This window comes from Pseudomonas sp. HPB0071 (assembly GCF_000478505.2).
Taxonomy (GTDB): Bacteria; Pseudomonadota; Gammaproteobacteria; order Pseudomonadales; family Pseudomonadaceae; genus Chryseomonas; species Chryseomonas luteola.
In genome coordinates this window covers 4,200,332-4,216,069 of the sequence record NZ_KI517367.1, presented here as the reverse complement: position 1 = coordinate 4,216,069, position 15,738 = coordinate 4,200,332, and the positions used below count along the sequence as shown (strand labels likewise).

At 49.6% G+C, this 15,738-nt stretch carries 13 protein-coding genes and 1 pseudogene; 5 read left to right on the top strand and 9 right to left on the bottom strand.

Features of this window, described 5'->3' with window-relative positions; genetic code table 11:
- The first annotated feature begins 1 nt into the window (after position 1).
- Together HMPREF1487_RS19445 and HMPREF1487_RS19440 are read left to right on the top strand one after the other, a co-directional pair.
- Positions 2-1,138, top strand: a complete 1,137-nt coding sequence (locus tag HMPREF1487_RS19445; protein ID WP_010798426.1) for a family 1 glycosylhydrolase — start codon at positions 2-4, stop codon at positions 1,136-1,138.
- Positions 1,135-2,937 carry an ABC transporter ATP-binding protein gene (locus tag HMPREF1487_RS19440; RefSeq protein WP_010798425.1) on the top strand — a complete coding sequence of 601 codons (1,803 nt, stop codon included), beginning with the start codon at positions 1,135-1,137 and terminating at the stop codon, positions 2,935-2,937. Before HMPREF1487_RS19445 ends, HMPREF1487_RS19440 begins: the two co-directional genes overlap by 4 nt.
- A gap of 44 nt (positions 2,938-2,981) precedes the next feature.
- Here the strand turns inward: HMPREF1487_RS19440 and folE are convergent, their stop codons facing one another.
- From folE to pnuC, 4 genes are all read right to left on the bottom strand, one after another.
- Positions 2,982-3,530, bottom strand: a complete 549-nt coding sequence (gene folE / locus HMPREF1487_RS19435; RefSeq protein WP_010798424.1) for a GTP cyclohydrolase I FolE — start codon at positions 3,528-3,530, stop codon at positions 2,982-2,984.
- A gap of 92 nt (positions 3,531-3,622) precedes the next feature.
- Positions 3,623-4,180, bottom strand: coding sequence for a Smr/MutS family protein (locus HMPREF1487_RS19430; RefSeq protein ID WP_010798423.1), 558 nt, complete (start codon positions 4,178-4,180; stop codon positions 3,623-3,625).
- Positions 4,181-4,229: 49 nt separating this feature from the next.
- The gene (locus HMPREF1487_RS19425) at positions 4,230-4,754 is read right to left on the bottom strand and encodes an AAA family ATPase (RefSeq protein ID WP_010798422.1); all 525 of its coding nucleotides are present in this window, start codon (positions 4,752-4,754) and stop codon (positions 4,230-4,232) included.
- Complete coding sequence (pnuC, locus tag HMPREF1487_RS19420; protein WP_037030284.1) at positions 4,751-5,311, bottom strand: nicotinamide riboside transporter PnuC; 561 nt, start codon at positions 5,309-5,311, stop codon at positions 4,751-4,753. Before pnuC ends, HMPREF1487_RS19425 begins: the two co-directional genes overlap by 4 nt.
- Before the next feature lie 194 nt (positions 5,312-5,505).
- Between pnuC and HMPREF1487_RS19415 the strand changes: the two genes are divergently transcribed.
- Entirely contained in the window at positions 5,506-6,336 is an 831-nt protein-coding gene (locus tag HMPREF1487_RS19415) for an undecaprenyl-diphosphate phosphatase (protein ID WP_010798420.1), read from the top strand.
- Between the two features lie 162 nt (positions 6,337-6,498).
- Here the strand turns inward: HMPREF1487_RS19415 and mqo are convergent, their stop codons facing one another.
- From mqo to HMPREF1487_RS28000, 3 genes and pseudogenes are all read right to left on the bottom strand, one after another.
- Positions 6,499-7,989, bottom strand: coding sequence for a malate dehydrogenase (quinone) (mqo, locus tag HMPREF1487_RS19410; RefSeq protein ID WP_010798419.1), 1,491 nt, complete (start codon positions 7,987-7,989; stop codon positions 6,499-6,501).
- A 546-nt stretch (positions 7,990-8,535) separates the two neighbouring features.
- Positions 8,536-10,125: an ABC-F family ATPase gene (locus HMPREF1487_RS19405; RefSeq protein WP_037030283.1), complete on the bottom strand. Its 1,590-nt coding sequence runs from the start codon at positions 10,123-10,125 to the stop codon at positions 8,536-8,538.
- A 39-nt stretch (positions 10,126-10,164) separates the two neighbouring features.
- A pseudogene (locus HMPREF1487_RS28000) lies at positions 10,165-10,364 on the bottom strand (site-specific integrase); the annotation flags it as partial.
- A gap of 142 nt (positions 10,365-10,506) precedes the next feature.
- Between HMPREF1487_RS28000 and HMPREF1487_RS19400 the strand changes: the two are divergent.
- Entirely contained in the window at positions 10,507-10,920 is a 414-nt protein-coding gene (locus tag HMPREF1487_RS19400) for a hypothetical protein (RefSeq protein WP_010798416.1), read from the top strand.
- Positions 10,921-11,207: 287 nt separating this feature from the next.
- Here the strand turns inward: HMPREF1487_RS19400 and HMPREF1487_RS19395 are convergent, their stop codons facing one another.
- Both HMPREF1487_RS19395 and HMPREF1487_RS26860 read right to left on the bottom strand, forming a co-directional pair.
- Complete coding sequence (locus HMPREF1487_RS19395) at positions 11,208-12,575, bottom strand: hypothetical protein (RefSeq protein ID WP_010798415.1); 1,368 nt, start codon at positions 12,573-12,575, stop codon at positions 11,208-11,210.
- Positions 12,576-13,477: 902 nt separating this feature from the next.
- Positions 13,478-15,136, bottom strand: a complete 1,659-nt coding sequence (locus tag HMPREF1487_RS26860; protein WP_010798414.1) for a glycoside hydrolase family 5 protein — start codon at positions 15,134-15,136, stop codon at positions 13,478-13,480.
- 338 nt (positions 15,137-15,474) lie between these two features.
- On the opposite strand from HMPREF1487_RS26860, the gene HMPREF1487_RS19385 reads away from it, so the two are divergent.
- Positions 15,475-15,714 (top strand): hypothetical protein, encoded by a 240-nt coding sequence (locus tag HMPREF1487_RS19385; RefSeq protein WP_010798413.1) that lies wholly within the window; start codon positions 15,475-15,477, stop codon positions 15,712-15,714.
- The last annotated feature ends 24 nt before the right edge of the window (positions 15,715-15,738 follow it).

Below are 15,738 nucleotides of genomic sequence, written 5' to 3'. Positions count from 1 at the left end.
GATGCATGTACCTGGGACTTTTAACAGTTTTTTCCTGGGTGGGTTCGAGTGCTCAACTCACCGCCGTTTCGATAACCGTCGCCTGGATTTAATCCAGGCGACGGAGCATGATCGCTTTGCGAAAGCCGACTTTGCGCGCTTGCGTACCCATCGTATTCAGGCTGCTCGTGATGGTGTGCGCTGGCATCTGATTGAGACGCGGCCAGGTTTTTTTGACTGGTCGAGCCTGCTTCCCCAGGTCAAAGCCGCCCGGGAAGAGGGTGTCCAGATTGTGTGGGACCTGTGCCACTATGGGTGGCCTGACGACATCGATATTTGGTATCCCGGCTTTGTGGAACGCTTTGAGCGATTCACAAAGGCTGTTGCCACGTTTATGCGTGACGAAGGCATAGAGGTACCCTTTTATTGTCCAGTCAATGAAATATCTTTTTGGGCATGGGGTGGTGGTGATACGGGTCAATTCAACCCCAAGGGTGTCAAGCGGGGAGCTGAACTCAAGCATCAGTTGATCCGAGCCTCGATTGCTGCCATCGAAGCCATTCGTGGTGTTGCGCCCAAGGCTCGGTTCGTCCAGGCGGACCCACTCATCAATGTGATTCCTGCCTCAGGTAGAGCAGCAGACCGCGAGGCGGCCGAAGCCTACCGGCAGTCTCAGTTCGAAGCCTGGGACATGCTGTGTGGAAAAGCTTGGCCGGGGCTCGGTGGGAAGGCTGAATATCTTGATATCGTTGGGCTCAACTTCTATTCCGACAATCAATGGTTTAACGGCGGTAAAACCGTTTTTCGGGATGATCCACTGTATCGTCCCTTGCGTGGAATGTTGGCTGAGGTCTATGCCCGCTACCAGCGACCGCTCATGATTGCAGAGACAGGAGCGGAAGGTGAGGCGAGGCCTTCATGGCTGGCATACGTATGTGAAGAAGTTCGTAATGCCATGACTCAGGATATCCCTGTCGAAGGCATTTGCCTGTATCCGATCTTGGACTATCCAGGATGGAACGATGAGCGCCTATGTGAAGTCGGTTTATATGGTTATGCTGATCTTCAGGGTCATCGAGCCATTTATTCTCCGTTGGCAGAAGAGCTGGAGCGTCAACAGGCTCAGTTCGCTGCGATGGCTGAAGGGCAGGCTTCATGAGCAACACTTCCAGTTCTCCAGGGGGGCGACCGTTCCCCTCTCGTCCGATCGCGTTTCTATGGCGCTATGTCTGTCGGCGCCGTTTGGCGTTTGGAGGGTTGTTTTTCCTAATGGTTGGCGGCGCCACCTGCGCCGTTGCCGTTCAGTACGCCATGAAGCTTCTTGTGGATGCTATGGCCAGTGACAACCGAATGGAAGCCAATGTCTGGCTCCCCTTTGGTTTTTTCATCGGACTTATTGCTCTTGAAAACATCCTGTGGCGAGGAGGTGGGTGGCTTGGCTGTCGGACTATTGTCAGGACAGGCGTAGATCTGCGAATCGATCTGTTCGAGTATCTGACCGGCCACCCAATGCGTTACTTCAAGGAGCATTTCTCTGGCGCATTGGGCAATCGAATCAATCAGACCAGCACAGCCGTCGCGAATATTTTTTCCGCGTTGACGTGGCGTATCGTTCCGCCCTGTACCGATTTCCTGGGGGCGGTAGTCGTTATGCTGTCCATCCGCTGGGAAATGGCGCTGGCGTTGATAGGCTTTGTGCTGCTGGTTGGCTGCATCATTACGGGTTTTGGCATCCGTGGTCGCCATAAGCATCAGGCCTTTGCCGAGCAAGCGTCGCGTGTAGGCGGAGAGGTTGTAGACATGGTTTCCAATGTCTGGACTATCAAGGCTTTTTCGGCTCAGGCTCGAGAGCGTGATCGCTTGGCGCAGGAACTGGGTGTTGAGGCACGTGCTCAGCGTCGTAGCTGGATGTATGTTGAAAAAGCGCGAGTTCTACACGATATATGCCTGACCTTGATGGCTGGCTCTATGCTGCTCTGGGCTATTTACCTGTGGCGACAAGGTACTGTTACGCCTGGTGACGTCGTCGTGGTAAGTGCACTGACCTTCCGTATTCTGCATGGCTCCAGAGACTTGGCGCTGGCACTGGTCGATGCCGCGCAGCAGTTCGGAACGGTGGCCGATACGCTCAAGGTGATTGCTCAGCCCCATGGCATTCAGGACACGGAAAACGCTGCTATTCTCAATGCCAAATCAGGCTCCATCACGTTTGAGCATGTTTCGTTCAGCTATCCTGACGGATCCAAAGTCATTGATGACCTGTCCTTGCACATTCCCTCAGGCCAAAAGGTTGGACTAGTGGGCACCTCCGGGGCAGGCAAGTCTACGTTGATTAACCTTCTTCAACGTCTGGATGAAGTGAATAGCGGTCGAATTCTTATCGATGGTCAGCCTATTCATGAAGTCAGCCAAGACAGCTTGCGCGCAGCCATTGCAGTGGTGCCGCAAGAGATCGCTCTCTTCAATCGCTCCATCCGTGAAAATATCCGTTATGGAAAACCTGATGCTACGGATGAAGAGGTCTATAAAGCAGCTTGCCACGCCTATTGCGATCATTTCATACGCCAGCTACCCGAAGGGTACAACACACTGGTAGGCGAACGAGGGGCTCGCTTGTCAGGAGGGCAGCGTCAGCGCTTGGGCATTGCGCGGGCGTTTCTGAAAGGCTCCCCCATCCTGATTCTGGATGAGGCGACCTCTGCGCTGGACACGCATTCGGAAAAGGAAATTCAGATGGCGCTGACGGACCTGGTTCGTGGACGCACTGTTCTGGCAGTAGCCCATCGGTTGTCTACAGTCGCATCGTTCGATCGGGTCATCGTGATGGACAAAGGGCGTATTGTCGAAGATGGCCCACCGGCTGTTCTGCAGCGAAGTGGAGGACTGTTCGAGTCGTTATGGACTATCCAGGCCAAGGGGCTTGATGACGTACAGGCCCAACACCGCAATGCAGGTTAAATAAAAAACCGGCCATTCAGGCCGGTTTTTCACGAGCATCAGACTTATCGGTTAATAAGGCCCATGAACTCGGCGCGTGTTGCATCGTTGCTACGGAACTGGCCAAGCATGACGGAAGTAACCATCGATGAGTTTTGCTTCTCGACGCCGCGCATCATCATGCACATATGTTGAGCCTCGATGACTACCGCGACACCCGCCGCGTTGGTGACTTTCTGAATCGCCTCCGCAATTTCACGGGTCATGTTTTCCTGAATCTGCAGGCGGCGCGCGTACATATCAACGATGCGGGCAACTTTGGACAAGCCCAGCACCTTGCCGCTTGGCATATAGGCTACGTGAGCTTTGCCGATAAAGGGCAGCATATGGTGCTCGCACAGGGAATACAGCTCGATGTTTTTGACCAATACCATCTCGCTATTGTCTGAAGTGAACAGCGCATCTCCAACCACTTCTTCCAACGTCTGGTTGTAGCCTTTGCACAGGTACTGCATGGCTTTGGCGGCACGTTTGGGCGTATCCAGCAAGCCTTCCCGGGAAACATCCTCGCCTAACTGAGAAAGAATGGCGGAGTAGTGTTGTTCCAATGACATGGTAATTCCTATGGATATTGACACCGCAGCGATGCGGGATGAGGAGAGTAGGGGCTGCGGCGATTAAAATCAATTCTGACTGGAAAGCTAGGTTATTCGTCCCGACCTTCCAGCATGGTTCGTTTAAGCAGTACATAGACGGCGCCAGTACCGCCATGGCGCGGTTGGCAAGACACAAAGCCCAGCACCTGAGAATGTTGACGCAACCAAGTGTTGACATGACTCTTGATGAGCGGACGTCGTCCATCAAGGCGCGCTGCCTTCCCGTGAGTAATGCGAACGCAGCGAACTTCGAATTTCGTTGCCTCAGCGATAAAGTCCCACAGTGTCGCGCGCGCTTTCTCTACCGTCATGCCATGCAAATCCAGGCTGCCGTCAAACGGAATCTGCCCGGCCTTGAGCTTACGAATCTGGCTATCCTGAACACCATCACGTGCCCAGTAAAGCTCGTCTTCAGCCCCCACGTCGATGATGAACTGATCAGACAACCCATCAACCTTGATAGCTGCCGTTGACTGTATGGCGGCTTCACGACGCTTGACGACCTGCTGACGATCCGTGCGCGGTTTACCGGTGTCTGCATGGTCATCTACCAAGCGTCGAACGCCTCGCATTTCACTGGCGAATGATGAGAAATCGTCGTCTGGCATAGGGCCTCCAAATGATTTCATCATTTTACTGGATAGACATGCAGGTACGCTAACCTTCCAGCAACTCAGTGACATATTGCAAGGCCAGGCGTTGTCTATTCGCCCAGTTGCCTCCGATGCACCGATAGGTTTGCTTATGGTTATCCAGCCACGTTTTACAAGCCTCATAAAAGGCCAGGCGGTCTCGCATATCAGGCTGGCAGCGCTGCCCGTCGCTGTTCCAGGGTACCTCCCGCGGGTCCAGCAGCAGATGCAGATCGTAGTGGCGCGCAAGCAATGCAGCTTCCAGCCAGTCTGGGCAATCATCGAATAGAAAGCGGCTCCACAAGATGTTGCTTAAGAGATGAGTATCTAGGATCAGAAGAGCGGGGCGCTGCTGGCGTGCTGCGTCTTCATGTTCAAGCTGACGACGCGCGATAGGGGTGATGTCTTCGTAGGTAGTATCGCGCCCTAGCGTAGCAAAGTATTCCCGCACATATTCGCCTACCAGCATTCCGTCCAGATTGTCTTTGAGCGTTTGAGCCAACCATGACTTGCCAGTGGATTCAGGGCCTGTCAGTACGATCACCTTCATACGGTTGCTACCTCACGTCGCCATACAAACCAGCCGCGCGCGGCCAAACCAACAAACAGTACATAGAGCAGGGCGGTCAGGTAGAGGGCCTTGTAGATAAAGAGCGCAACGTAGATTACATCGACTACGAACCAAAGCACCCAACATTCGACCCGCTTCTGTGCCATCCAGAGCTGAGCAACCAGGCTAAAGCTGGTCAGCCCCGCATCCAGCCAGGGCTGGCTTGCGTCGGTATGGGTGCTCATTAAATAACCTAAGGCAATTGTCCCGAGAGCACCTACCAGCAGATTACCCAGCAGAGCTGCATTTGAAAGACGAGTGACGTGTCGTCCTTGATGATCTTGTCCGCCCTTGACCCACTGCCACCAGCCATAGAGCTGCAGAACGGCATAAACGCCCTGAAGCAGCATATCTGAGTACAGTTTGACATCATAAAAGACCCAGGCATACATCACGACCATGACTAATCCGACCGGCCAGGCCCAAACATTTTGCCGAACCGTGAGCCAGACCGCGATAACGCCTAAAACGGCTGCAACTATTTCAAAAGAAGACACCCTAAGCACCCTGGGAAAATATGTCGGACAGGGACCGTATCTTACCTTCAGTTGTATCGCTCCGTTTTATTGAACGTATGCCAACGAAAAGTAAGGCCTCTGGTATTGTTCACGGCGTTCCGGTTGTAGACCTGACTCCCCCAGTTGAATAAGCAAGCTAGCGCTGCTACCTCGGCAGCTATATGGAGAAACGAATGGATCTATGGAGTGCCATCCAGGCGCTAATTTTGGGCATCGTAGAAGGCTTGACCGAGTTTCTGCCGATCTCAAGTACAGGTCACCAGATTATTGTGGCCGACCTGTTGGGATTTGGTGGCGATAGAGCCATGGCGTTCAACATCATTATTCAGTTGGGTGCGATTCTGGCTGTCGTTTGGGAGTTTCGCCGCAAGATCATCGATGTCGTAGTCGGCCTGCCCCGTCAACGAGAGGCTCAACGGTTTACCGTAAATCTGATGGTAGCCTTCTTTCCAGCCGTCATTCTGGGCGTTGCCTTTGCCGATGCGATCCATGAATACCTGTTCAATCCCATCACGGTAGCCATGGCACTGGTTATTGGTGGCGTGATCATGCTGTGGGCGGAGCGGCGCCAACACAACACGAATATCGATCATGTCGATGACATGACCTGGGTCGATGCGCTCAAGATTGGCTGCATTCAATGTTTGGCTATGATCCCAGGTACTTCCCGTTCGGGGTCTACCATTATTGGTGGTTTGCTGATTGGCCTTTCTCGAAAAGCTGCAACCGAGTTTTCATTCTTTCTCGCCATGCCTACCATGGTCGGCGCCGCGGTCTATTCAGGCTACAAGTACAGGGATCTTTTTCAGCCCAGTGACCTACCTGTATTCGCTATCGGTTTCATCACGTCCTTTATTTTCGCGATGATCGCCGTGCGTGGTCTCCTGAAATTTATTGGTAACCACAGTTATGCGATGTTCGCCTGGTATCGGATCGTCTTTGGTCTGCTGATCCTGGCAACCTGGAAGTTTGGCTGGGTGGATTGGACGTCTGCAGTGGCTTGAGTAAGGTCGCGAGTCGAATGCCATGGAAGAGTTTCTCATGGCATTCGACAGTCACTGAGGCGGTATTCGGGGCGGGGTGGACGGTTGTCCAGTGAATACACGCTAGCTAGATATTCTAATTATTCTAGGAGGACGTGCTCAACACGTCCTCTTTCACCGATATTATCGGAGTTGCAAAACTTCATTACAGTGTGAACGCACGCGCTGAAGCAGCTCAGGGTCCTTATCCAGCGAACCATTGAGTGCTGGGAACATCCTCAATAACTGAGCCTGCCAGGCCTCACTCTTGTATTGCTCAGGGAAGCAGCGCTGAATGAGCGTAAGCATGATCGAGACTGACGTCGACGCGCCTGGAGAGGCACCCAGTAGCGCTGCAATCGATCCGTCCTGTGCCGACACGATTTCCGTTCCGAACTGCAGAGTGCCGCCCGTCTTGGGATCTTTCTTGATGATCTGAACGCGTTGACCTGCAATCTCAAGGCGCCAGTCATTCTTGTCCACTTCTGGATAAAAGCCCCGAAGCTCCTCGATACGCTGGTCGAACGTCTGCATGACCTGACCGATCAGATACTTGGTCAAGGGCATGTTATCCCGTGCCACAGCCAGCATGGGGCCCAGATTATTGGCTCGAATGGATTTAGGCAGGTCCATAAAGGAGCCTTGCTTCAGGAATTTCGTTGTGAAGCCTGCAAATGGACCAAACAGTAGAGATTTCTTGCCGTCCACGACACGCGTATCCAGATGGGGTACGGACATGGGGGGCGAGCCTACGCTTGCCTTGCCATACACCTTGGCCTGATGCTGACTGACCACTTCCGGCTTGTCACAGCGCAGCCATTGACCGCTCACCGGGAAACCGCCATAACCGTGGCTTTCCGGTATATCGGATTTTTGCAGGAGTGGTAGAGCACCGCCGCCTGCGCCAAGAAAAACAAACCGGGCCCGTAAGGTGCGAGTTGCGCCGGTCTGGGTATCTTGGATGGTCAGTCGCCAGCGATTGTCAGGCTCGCGATGCAGATCGGTAACCTTCTGGTTATACGTAATCTTGGTACCCGGCTGCTTGGTCAGGTGATGGAGCAGGTTAGTGGTCAGTGCGCCAAAGTTCACGTCGGTACCGCTCTCAGTGCGTGTCGCCGCGATCTTTTCATTCGTGGTGCGTCCCTTCATCATCAGGGGCATCCACTCTTTAAGCTTTGCACGATCTTCGGTGTATTCCATCCCGGCAAACAAGGGGTTCGCCGACAATGCTTCGAAGCGCTTGCGCAGGAACGAAATATCCTTATCGCCGCGGACAAAGCTTAGGTGAGGAACAGGATTGATAAAGCTTCTAGGCGAATCGAAATGGCCCTGTTCGACAAGGTAGGTCCAGAACTGCTTGGACGTTTCGAACATGATGTTGATATCGATGGCCTTGGTAATGTTTACCGTACCGTCCTTGCCTTCCGGGGTGTAGTTCAGCTCGCAAAGTGCTGCGTGACCTGTGCCGGCATTGTTCCAAGGGTTGGAACTTTCGGCGGCGCCGGAACTGAGTAGCTCTAGAACTTCCACATTCAATGAGGGGTCGAGTTCCTTGAGCATGACAGCAAGCGTCGCACTCATGATGCCGGCTCCCACGAAAACGAGATCCGACTCTCCGCTACCACGTTGGGTCATTAATGGTACTCCTGAAGCACAAGGTCATTCTTGAATTATAAAGGCCAAGCCTTTTACGACTTGAGCCTGCATTACCTAGTTCAGATACCTCGAGCTCGCGTGCCAGACACATCTGGCTGTGACGCGATGCAAAGCCACACCTTATCCATATGGGGCTTGAGGCATAAAACACAAACGGAAATACGTTATAAACAATCTTAAGCCAGATCGTAAGCAGACTAACAATGCTGACAGATAATTTTGTTGAAGACAGTCGGCGGCGATGCTTAAGGAAACGAAGAATATCGCTGCGGTCAGGCATCATGGCTGCCTGATGGAAGGATCGAGTACACAACGACTCGATAAGGTGAGCGACGTAGGAAAAGGCATTTTCTCTTTTCAACAGCCGGACATACCGGAACATGCTTGAAATATCCGTTTCATGGGCGAATCGGAAAAGCATGGCGGATGATACAAGCGCGGAGCTCAGGATAAAACCCAAAAGCGGTGGACTTTTAATAAATCTCACCGCTTTTTGTAGCGTTATATACTAAAGGCTACATTGGCCTAGCCAATTACACCTTGGCTACGCAGGTAATCATCATAGGTACCACTGAAGTCAGTAATACCTGTTTCGGTCAGCTCAACAATACGGGTGGCGAGCGAGGACACAAATTCGCGGTCGTGGCTGACAAAAATCAGTGTACCGGGATAGTTTTCGAGCGCCAGATTCAAGGCTTCGATGGACTCCATATCCAAGTGGTTTGTCGGCTCGTCCATTACCAGTACGTTAGGCTTTTTGAGGATAAGCTTGCCAAACAGCATACGACCCTGTTCGCCACCCGAGATGACTTTTACAGACTTCTGAATGTCATCGTTGGAGAATAGCATCCGACCTAGCGTTCCACGTACCAGCTGTTCTCCGCCCTGGGTCCATTGGCCCATCCAGTCGAACAGGTTGATATCGTCTTCGAAATCCTCAGCATGATCCTGGGCGAAGTAGCCAACCTCCGCGCTATCTGTCCACTTGACTTCACCTTTATCGACAGGCAACTCGCCGACAAGGCAGCGGAGAAGGGTGGTTTTACCAATCCCGTTCGGTCCGATAATGGCTACGCGCTCACCGGCTTCAATCTGAAGACTCAAGCGGTCAAAAAGCAGCTTGCCGTCATAGCCCTTGGCAACGTTCTCTAACGTTACAGCCTGGCGATGCAGTTTCTTAGTCTGTTCGAAGCGAATAAAGGGGCTTACCCGGCTGGAAGGCTTTACCTCTTCAAGCTGAATCTTGTCGATCTGGCGTGCTCGGCTTGTAGCTTGCTTTGCTTTGGATGCGTTAGCCGAGAAACGGCTGACAAAGGACTGAAGCTCGGCAATCTGTGCTTTTTTCTTTGCATTATCAGACAGCAAACGCTCACGCGCCTGGGTGGCGGCCGTCATGTATTCGTCGTAGTTGCCAGGAAACAGACGCAGCTCACCATAATCCAGATCGGCCATGTGCGTGCAGACGCTGTTAAGAAAGTGGCGATCGTGCGAAATGATGATCATGGTGCTGTTACGCGCAGTGAGTACACCTTCGAGCCAGCGGATTGTGTTGATATCCAGGTGGTTGGTAGGTTCGTCCAACAGCAACACGTCTGGATCTGAAAACAGCGCCTGCGCGAGAAGCACGCGAAGCTTCCAGCCTGGCGATACGGCACTCATGAGACCAAAATGCTGTTCAAGAGGAATACCGAGCCCGAGCAGTAGTTCGCCTGCACGTGATTCGGCTGTGTAGCCATCCATTTCAGCAAACTGAACTTCAAGCTCGGCAACCGCCATGCCGTCGTCTTCCGACATTTCCGGAAGTGCATAAATGCGATCACGCTCGGCTTTAATCCTCCACAGCTCGGTGTGCCCCATGATGACCGTATCGATGACGGTAAACTCCTCATAGGCGAACTGATCTTGGCGCAGCTTACCCAGACGAGTATTCGGCTCCAACATGACCTGACCCGCTGATGGTTCCAGATCACCACCCAGAATCTTCATGAAGGTCGACTTGCCACAACCGTTCGCGCCGATCAGGCCGTAACGGTTGCTATTGCCGAATTTGACTGAAACATTTTCAAACAGGGGCTTTGCCCCGAACTGCATGGTGATATTGGCGGTGGAGATCAAGAGTCTTACCTGTCGCGGTGTCCAGACTGTCATAAGCGAGGCGAGGACCGATTCAAGGCCAATTTGAAGTTTTGCCAGCTCGTTGCAGTCTGATTGTGAAGAGATCCAGTGGCGTAAGGCGATAGCAGCAGTTGAACGCTATGACCCAGCTGACCGGTGATGAAAGCGGGATTCGTTCCCGACATTAGGCATATTGTGGCATAACTGTGCCTACAGTTATACGGTGGCCAATGATGAAGGTTTGGCTTAAAGGTGTACGGCAAGATTTATGGTTTCGACTCCTCCAACTGTTCATAGGAAACGGTAGAAACCGGCGTAATCATATTCGGACTTCAATGTAAAAAATGTATTTAGCCTTTGAGCGGTTTGAAGAGACCAGTCATGAAGAGAAACGTCCTGTTAATTGCTATTGCTTTTGTGTGCTTGGCTGGATGTAGTCCAACCGAGAAGGATGCTATTGAAAAAAGTCAGGCGTTAGTCAAGAAAGAGCTGAAAGACCCAAAGTCAGCAAAATTTGGGTATACCTACTTTTTAGGCTCATTGAGTAGCGGGACTGGGGACGGATATGTATGTGGACGCTTAAGCGGGGTAGGCGTCAGGGAAACTGCTCCACGTTTCATGAGGTATGTTTCGTCAGTGTCAGTTAAAGAAAATACATTAGTTATAAATAATATATGGGTCGAGGCTCCTGACAATACGAGTATTCTGGGTACCAAAGAAACGATCTTTGATCGACTCTATTGGAATAAATACTGTGTTGATGCAAGGCATCCAGCTAGCCAATCAGGAATCTGAATATTAATTTTTGATATTGCGAAGTTTGTTATCTAGAGAAAGTGAAATTTTTTTAAATTCAACTTATTGATCTGGCTGCGCTAATAAGAATACAGAGAGAAGTCATCGGGTTTCGCTGTTTATGTGCATAATAAAGTGGCTAGTAGTGATGCGCGTTTCTAAATTAATTCTTTTGGTTTTAAATGGCAGATATAGCTCACATTGCTAGAAATAAGTATATGCCAAGGTGAAAATGTTAATATCGCCACCTTGGTATATTCTGGTTGCCTGATCGTGGCCTATTCTAGCTACGGGCATCTGGTTAAATGAAGCTCTCCATTTGGTATCTTCATTGACCATCCTGCCGGTTCTATTAGCACTTGAGAATAAAGTCCATCCATAGTTTTTTTAGCAGCACACAGTCGGTCTCCAAATGATTTGTCTTGGTAAATTACCATCGTCGGCCTGCCTCTTTCGAATATTGAGCTTGCTTTCCAAACATAGGAAAAAACAATCAGTGCCAATAATGAATAGCATGCAATGCGCACATTCCTACCTGCGCTTTCGATAATAATCGAGAGTGCCAGAACAAAGCAAAGCATCGCAATCAAGTTTATTCCGACAAAATAACGGTCAGGGAACGTCGAGTTGTATCCGTTTAGCAGCGTCGTCAGTCCCCCGCGCATCTTGAATGTTAGCGCGACGTAGATGAACAGCGATGCAGCTGAGAATGCGAGTATAAACCACTTACCGTTCCTGCGGGAAAGGTAAAGTGCACATGCAATAAGTGTAATAAATACAACCAATAAAACTATAGAAGTAACATCGGTCATGTTTCTATAAATTAAATGAACGAATGGGTAGAGCACACTCCTTGCTACAATCGCCTCTACAGCATGATTTTGGTCCCACGCTATAGGTAGCGACGAGCCTGGTCGAACGTTGTCCTTTACCGCGATAATGTAGGTTAGAGAAATCAAGCATAGTGGTGCTAAGCTTTTAATAGTGGCGAGGAGGTTCCTGTTTTTTAGGAGGTAAAGCGCTGCGTATAGAAATACCAGTAACGCAACGACTGGGTTTGTTATCACGAACAAAACTAAAATCGCATCGATAGTAATAGTGCCGATAATTCCAAGCGTTTGGTCTCTTATCATCAGAAGAAAAATAGAAGCCAGCGGCAAAAAGAACCCTATTTGGAGAATCCTTCCAAATATTTCATTTCCATGCAGACCCACTGGAGCCATTACAATTAGAATGTAAAGCACGATCCTCAATGGGTGGCTGATAATACCTTGCGTAGCAAGGTAGCCAAGCGTAGCGATAGCGGCAAAAAAAGCATATGAAAATATAGCTATAAAGAAAGCCAATCCTTCTATGTGGCTTCCTGTAAAAATATAGCTTGTTTTTGCAGCTAGCCAAAGCATAGCGACATTTAGGACGACCTTATAATCAGGCCTTGCATTCCATGCAGTTTGTAGCCATCCATGCTCCATTCCCATACCTGTCCAAACACCATCTTCAGCAAATACAGTCGGATTGAGGAGTGGCTCTGAATTTCGCATAAAAAATAACATGAATGCTATTGCGAAAAGATTTATTGCTACAAGTGCCGAAATTGCAGTAGATGACCTGGGTGCTTTTTTGTTGTGCCATAAATAAGATTCGTTAGTAAGCATGAGGACTTCCAATTAAGGCATGACTAGTATCAGGAGCGTATTAAAAAGCTAAATTTTTAAAGTATTTATTAAAATCATCTGGCTGGTTGCTTATTCTTGATCCATTTTTTAAAAATGGATGATTTATAAAATTCATGAAAGTTTGAAGTGAAGTGTTTTTTTATTTCATATCCTTATTGTCTTTTAAGGGGGTGTGAGTTTGTTGCGGAGTATAAAGACCGCCCGAGAGGTGTGAAAGAGTCTAGATGGTTTATATTTTCAGTTTACCAGGGCGCTGGGGGATTAAAAATTGATTACGGTTGTACAAGCGTGGAAAGCTATCCACCAGCTCGCTTCCTTCGGCATGTGCTGCGGATAGAAGAGCGGGGGAAACGCAGATTGTCTTTGGCGTTGTATATGCGATAGGCGATTATCTATGCAACGCGAGGGCTGACAAATTAGGGCATCGCTAGCAAGGGGAGGGCCAACGCAGCGCTTGGGACTCCTAGCTCAGTGGCGAGAAAACTGCTATTTATTGATCCATGAGTAGAGGCAGATCTATGCCTAGACTCATACCATTTAAGGGATTCCTTCAAAAAAGGTCTTTGTGATCGCTAGGGGTCAGCATTGTCAGTCCGCAGCGCTAATTATATTGCAGGTGGTAATCGGGTCCGCCTGTGCAGGCCTAGACATGAGTCTACTGTACCCTGATTTTGCCGCTAGTTTTGCCCGCTTTTCAGTGATGCTGATCAGTGAGAATTAAAACCTAGTGCATTATAGCTGAAGTAAGTGGCTGGCTTGGTTAACAATAGATTGTTGAAGGTCTTGGCTGACCAGAAACTGCTTTGAAATATCTATAAAGATTTTTTGGATTTCGAATCGTCAAGCGGATAGTTTCGTGCGATTCGAAATCTATATGAGCGTCAGGGTGTACGCCCTTCCTTATAGCCATGATCTATATAGTGCAGGGTCGCAAAATTTCTATTCGACCCAAACGCAGCGCGAAGGTCTGCATATTTTGCCAAGTATCTATCTGGGCTGAAGGAAATTTTTCTGCCTTCTTTAGATCCATTTAGTATGTAGTGTTTGGCTGCTGCATTGATGTCAGTACCAAACGCTTTTATAAGATCAGGATAGCTTGCGATATAAGATAGAGCATTAAAGAGTACCCTTCTGCCTTCCCTATATCCATAAAGGATATAATGTCTGGTCGCAGCATTAGTATCTGTACCAAAGGCTGTAGTTAGGTCAGGGTATGAAGCTATATAGCTTAAAGGGTTAAATGATATAACCCGTCCTTCCTTGTATCCAGTATTGATATAGTGCTGCGTTGCAGCTTGAACGTCTGTACCAAAAGCAGCCGCTAAGTCCGGATACGATGCTATATAATTTAGTGCATCAAACCCGGCTAGTGACACAGAGATATTTGAAACAGGAGCCGTATTTGTAGGTGTGGCTGTTGGTATAGCTGTATTAGGTGTCGACGGAGTAATGACTCCTGCTCCTGATGGCAGAGCTGTAACAGGTGTTACTGCAGGTCCATAGGAAGAGCAGCTTGTATTATCGATATATTTTTTCAGTGTCGGCCACTGAGGGCGGTCTTGTCCGCCAACGGGTTCTACTGACAGGTTATATGTTCCCCAGCCAGGACCTGCTGCCCAGTAAGTTGCTGGAATACAGTTCTGTCTTAGGTAGGCCAGCATGTTGTCCATAATAGTGAGCCAGCGGGGGTCGTTATCTGGAACACCGAATTCTCCAATAAAGCCTCGCCTGCCATTTTTCTTCAGCCATTCTATAAAGGGCTTAACACGTTCAACACCATATGTTGGGCTTAGGGTGCTAACGTCGACAGCGTCGTATGTGCCGCCAGCTCCCTCATCAAAGTAGGTATGTGCTTCGAAAATAATATTATTTGCAGGATCCTGCAGTTTGAGCAGCGGATCATTCCAGTATGCCCAGCGGGTGGCCTCAGCCCATCCGTTACCTTCGATCATGATGGGGCGAACATTATCTATACTGCGAACACCATTAATCCCATATTGAGCAGCCGTTGGCCAATAGGCTAGGGCATCATGGGGCTCGTTCATGATGTCGTAAGCATACAACGATGGTTGGGTGCTCCAGCGCTGTGCAATCTTGGCCATGATGTCCTGATATCTCTGATAAGGCACACCACTTGTACCAATAATCTGTCCCCGATAACGCATGTAATTATGCAGGTCCAGAATTACCTTCATGCCATATTTATTGGCAAGATTAAACGTACCATCTATCAAGGCAGCGTAAGTCGGATCCAGCGGCCCACCTAGGGTAGGCTGAAGGCGTTCCCAAAGAATAGGAAAGCGAATCAGCCGTATGCCTTTGGTGCTCCATTGCTGAAAGTAAGGCTCTGTAGGAAAAATGTAGTTACGGCCGTTTACGCCAGGCAGCACTTGTCCTGCAAACCCTGCTCCAGACATATTTAGACCTATTAGGTCTACGGATGCCTTAGCAGTTTCGGTTTGGACGGTCAATAAAACAAAAAATAACAGGAAAAGCGGCGCTTTTCTGATAAAGCCGGACAGATAAAAAAGGATATTCATTGCTCACACCTAATACGGACAACGGAGCGCACGTCTGCTTATCGTCAAAACCAGCCGAAAATTTAATTTGATGGTTTTTTGACAGAATAGAGCTTGAGGAATAGTGCCTCAATGTTCTAGCAATACTCAGGCCAGGCTTTAGAGTACGGCTGCGTTTGCTGGCGAAAAGCTACAAAGAAGGCATCACTACCTTTTGTGCGGTTGCTAGCCTAGTGATGAGCTTGTCTTTTCATGCTTTAACGATTCATGATCTTTTGATCATATCGGCGTATGAGTAGGTTAGGTATAACGTTCAAGTGATGTGTAGTTTCATTCCTAAGCTCAGGAGTCTGCCCGGTATGCTTTACGGTGATCAACAAATCATGGTGGCGTTACTGTCCCGTTTGAACCGGAACCAATTAGCGCTCGGCGCAGCGGTTGAGGAGCTTGCAATTTGGATTGATCAGCGCGGGTCAACCGATGTGTCAGGTCGTGCCATGGAGCATCTTGAAGAGCTTGCAGCAAATGCTGATTTCATTAGTGAAGCTCTTCTGACGCTTATGGATAGTGCCCAGGACAAGCACCAGGATGACTCTTAGTGTGATGAATCACAAGTACGTTTA

Excerpts from the sequence above, each read along its gene's own strand:
- HMPREF1487_RS19430 (WP_010798423.1), bottom strand. The coding sequence starts at position 4,180 with ATGCCAGACGACGATTTCTCATCATTCGCCAGTGAAATGCGAGGCGTT.
- HMPREF1487_RS19400 (WP_010798416.1), top strand. The coding sequence starts at position 10,507 with ATGAAGAGAAACGTCCTGTTAATTGCTATTGCTTTTGTGTGCTTGGCT.
- mqo (WP_010798419.1), bottom strand. The coding sequence starts at position 7,989 with ATGACCCAACGTGGTAGCGGAGAGTCGGATCTCGTTTTCGTGGGAGCC.
- HMPREF1487_RS26860 (WP_010798414.1), bottom strand. The coding sequence starts at position 15,136 with ATGAATATCCTTTTTTATCTGTCCGGCTTTATCAGAAAAGCGCCGCTT.
- HMPREF1487_RS19385 (WP_010798413.1), top strand. The coding sequence starts at position 15,475 with ATGCTTTACGGTGATCAACAAATCATGGTGGCGTTACTGTCCCGTTTG.
- HMPREF1487_RS19445 (WP_010798426.1), top strand. The coding sequence starts at position 2 with ATGCATGTACCTGGGACTTTTAACAGTTTTTTCCTGGGTGGGTTCGAG.
- HMPREF1487_RS19440 (WP_010798425.1), top strand. The coding sequence starts at position 1,135 with ATGAGCAACACTTCCAGTTCTCCAGGGGGGCGACCGTTCCCCTCTCGT.
- folE (WP_010798424.1), bottom strand. The coding sequence starts at position 3,530 with ATGTCATTGGAACAACACTACTCCGCCATTCTTTCTCAGTTAGGCGAG.
- HMPREF1487_RS19395 (WP_010798415.1), bottom strand. The coding sequence starts at position 12,575 with ATGCTTACTAACGAATCTTATTTATGGCACAACAAAAAAGCACCCAGG.
- HMPREF1487_RS19415 (WP_010798420.1), top strand. The coding sequence starts at position 5,506 with ATGGATCTATGGAGTGCCATCCAGGCGCTAATTTTGGGCATCGTAGAA.
- HMPREF1487_RS19425 (WP_010798422.1), bottom strand. The coding sequence starts at position 4,754 with ATGAAGGTGATCGTACTGACAGGCCCTGAATCCACTGGCAAGTCATGG.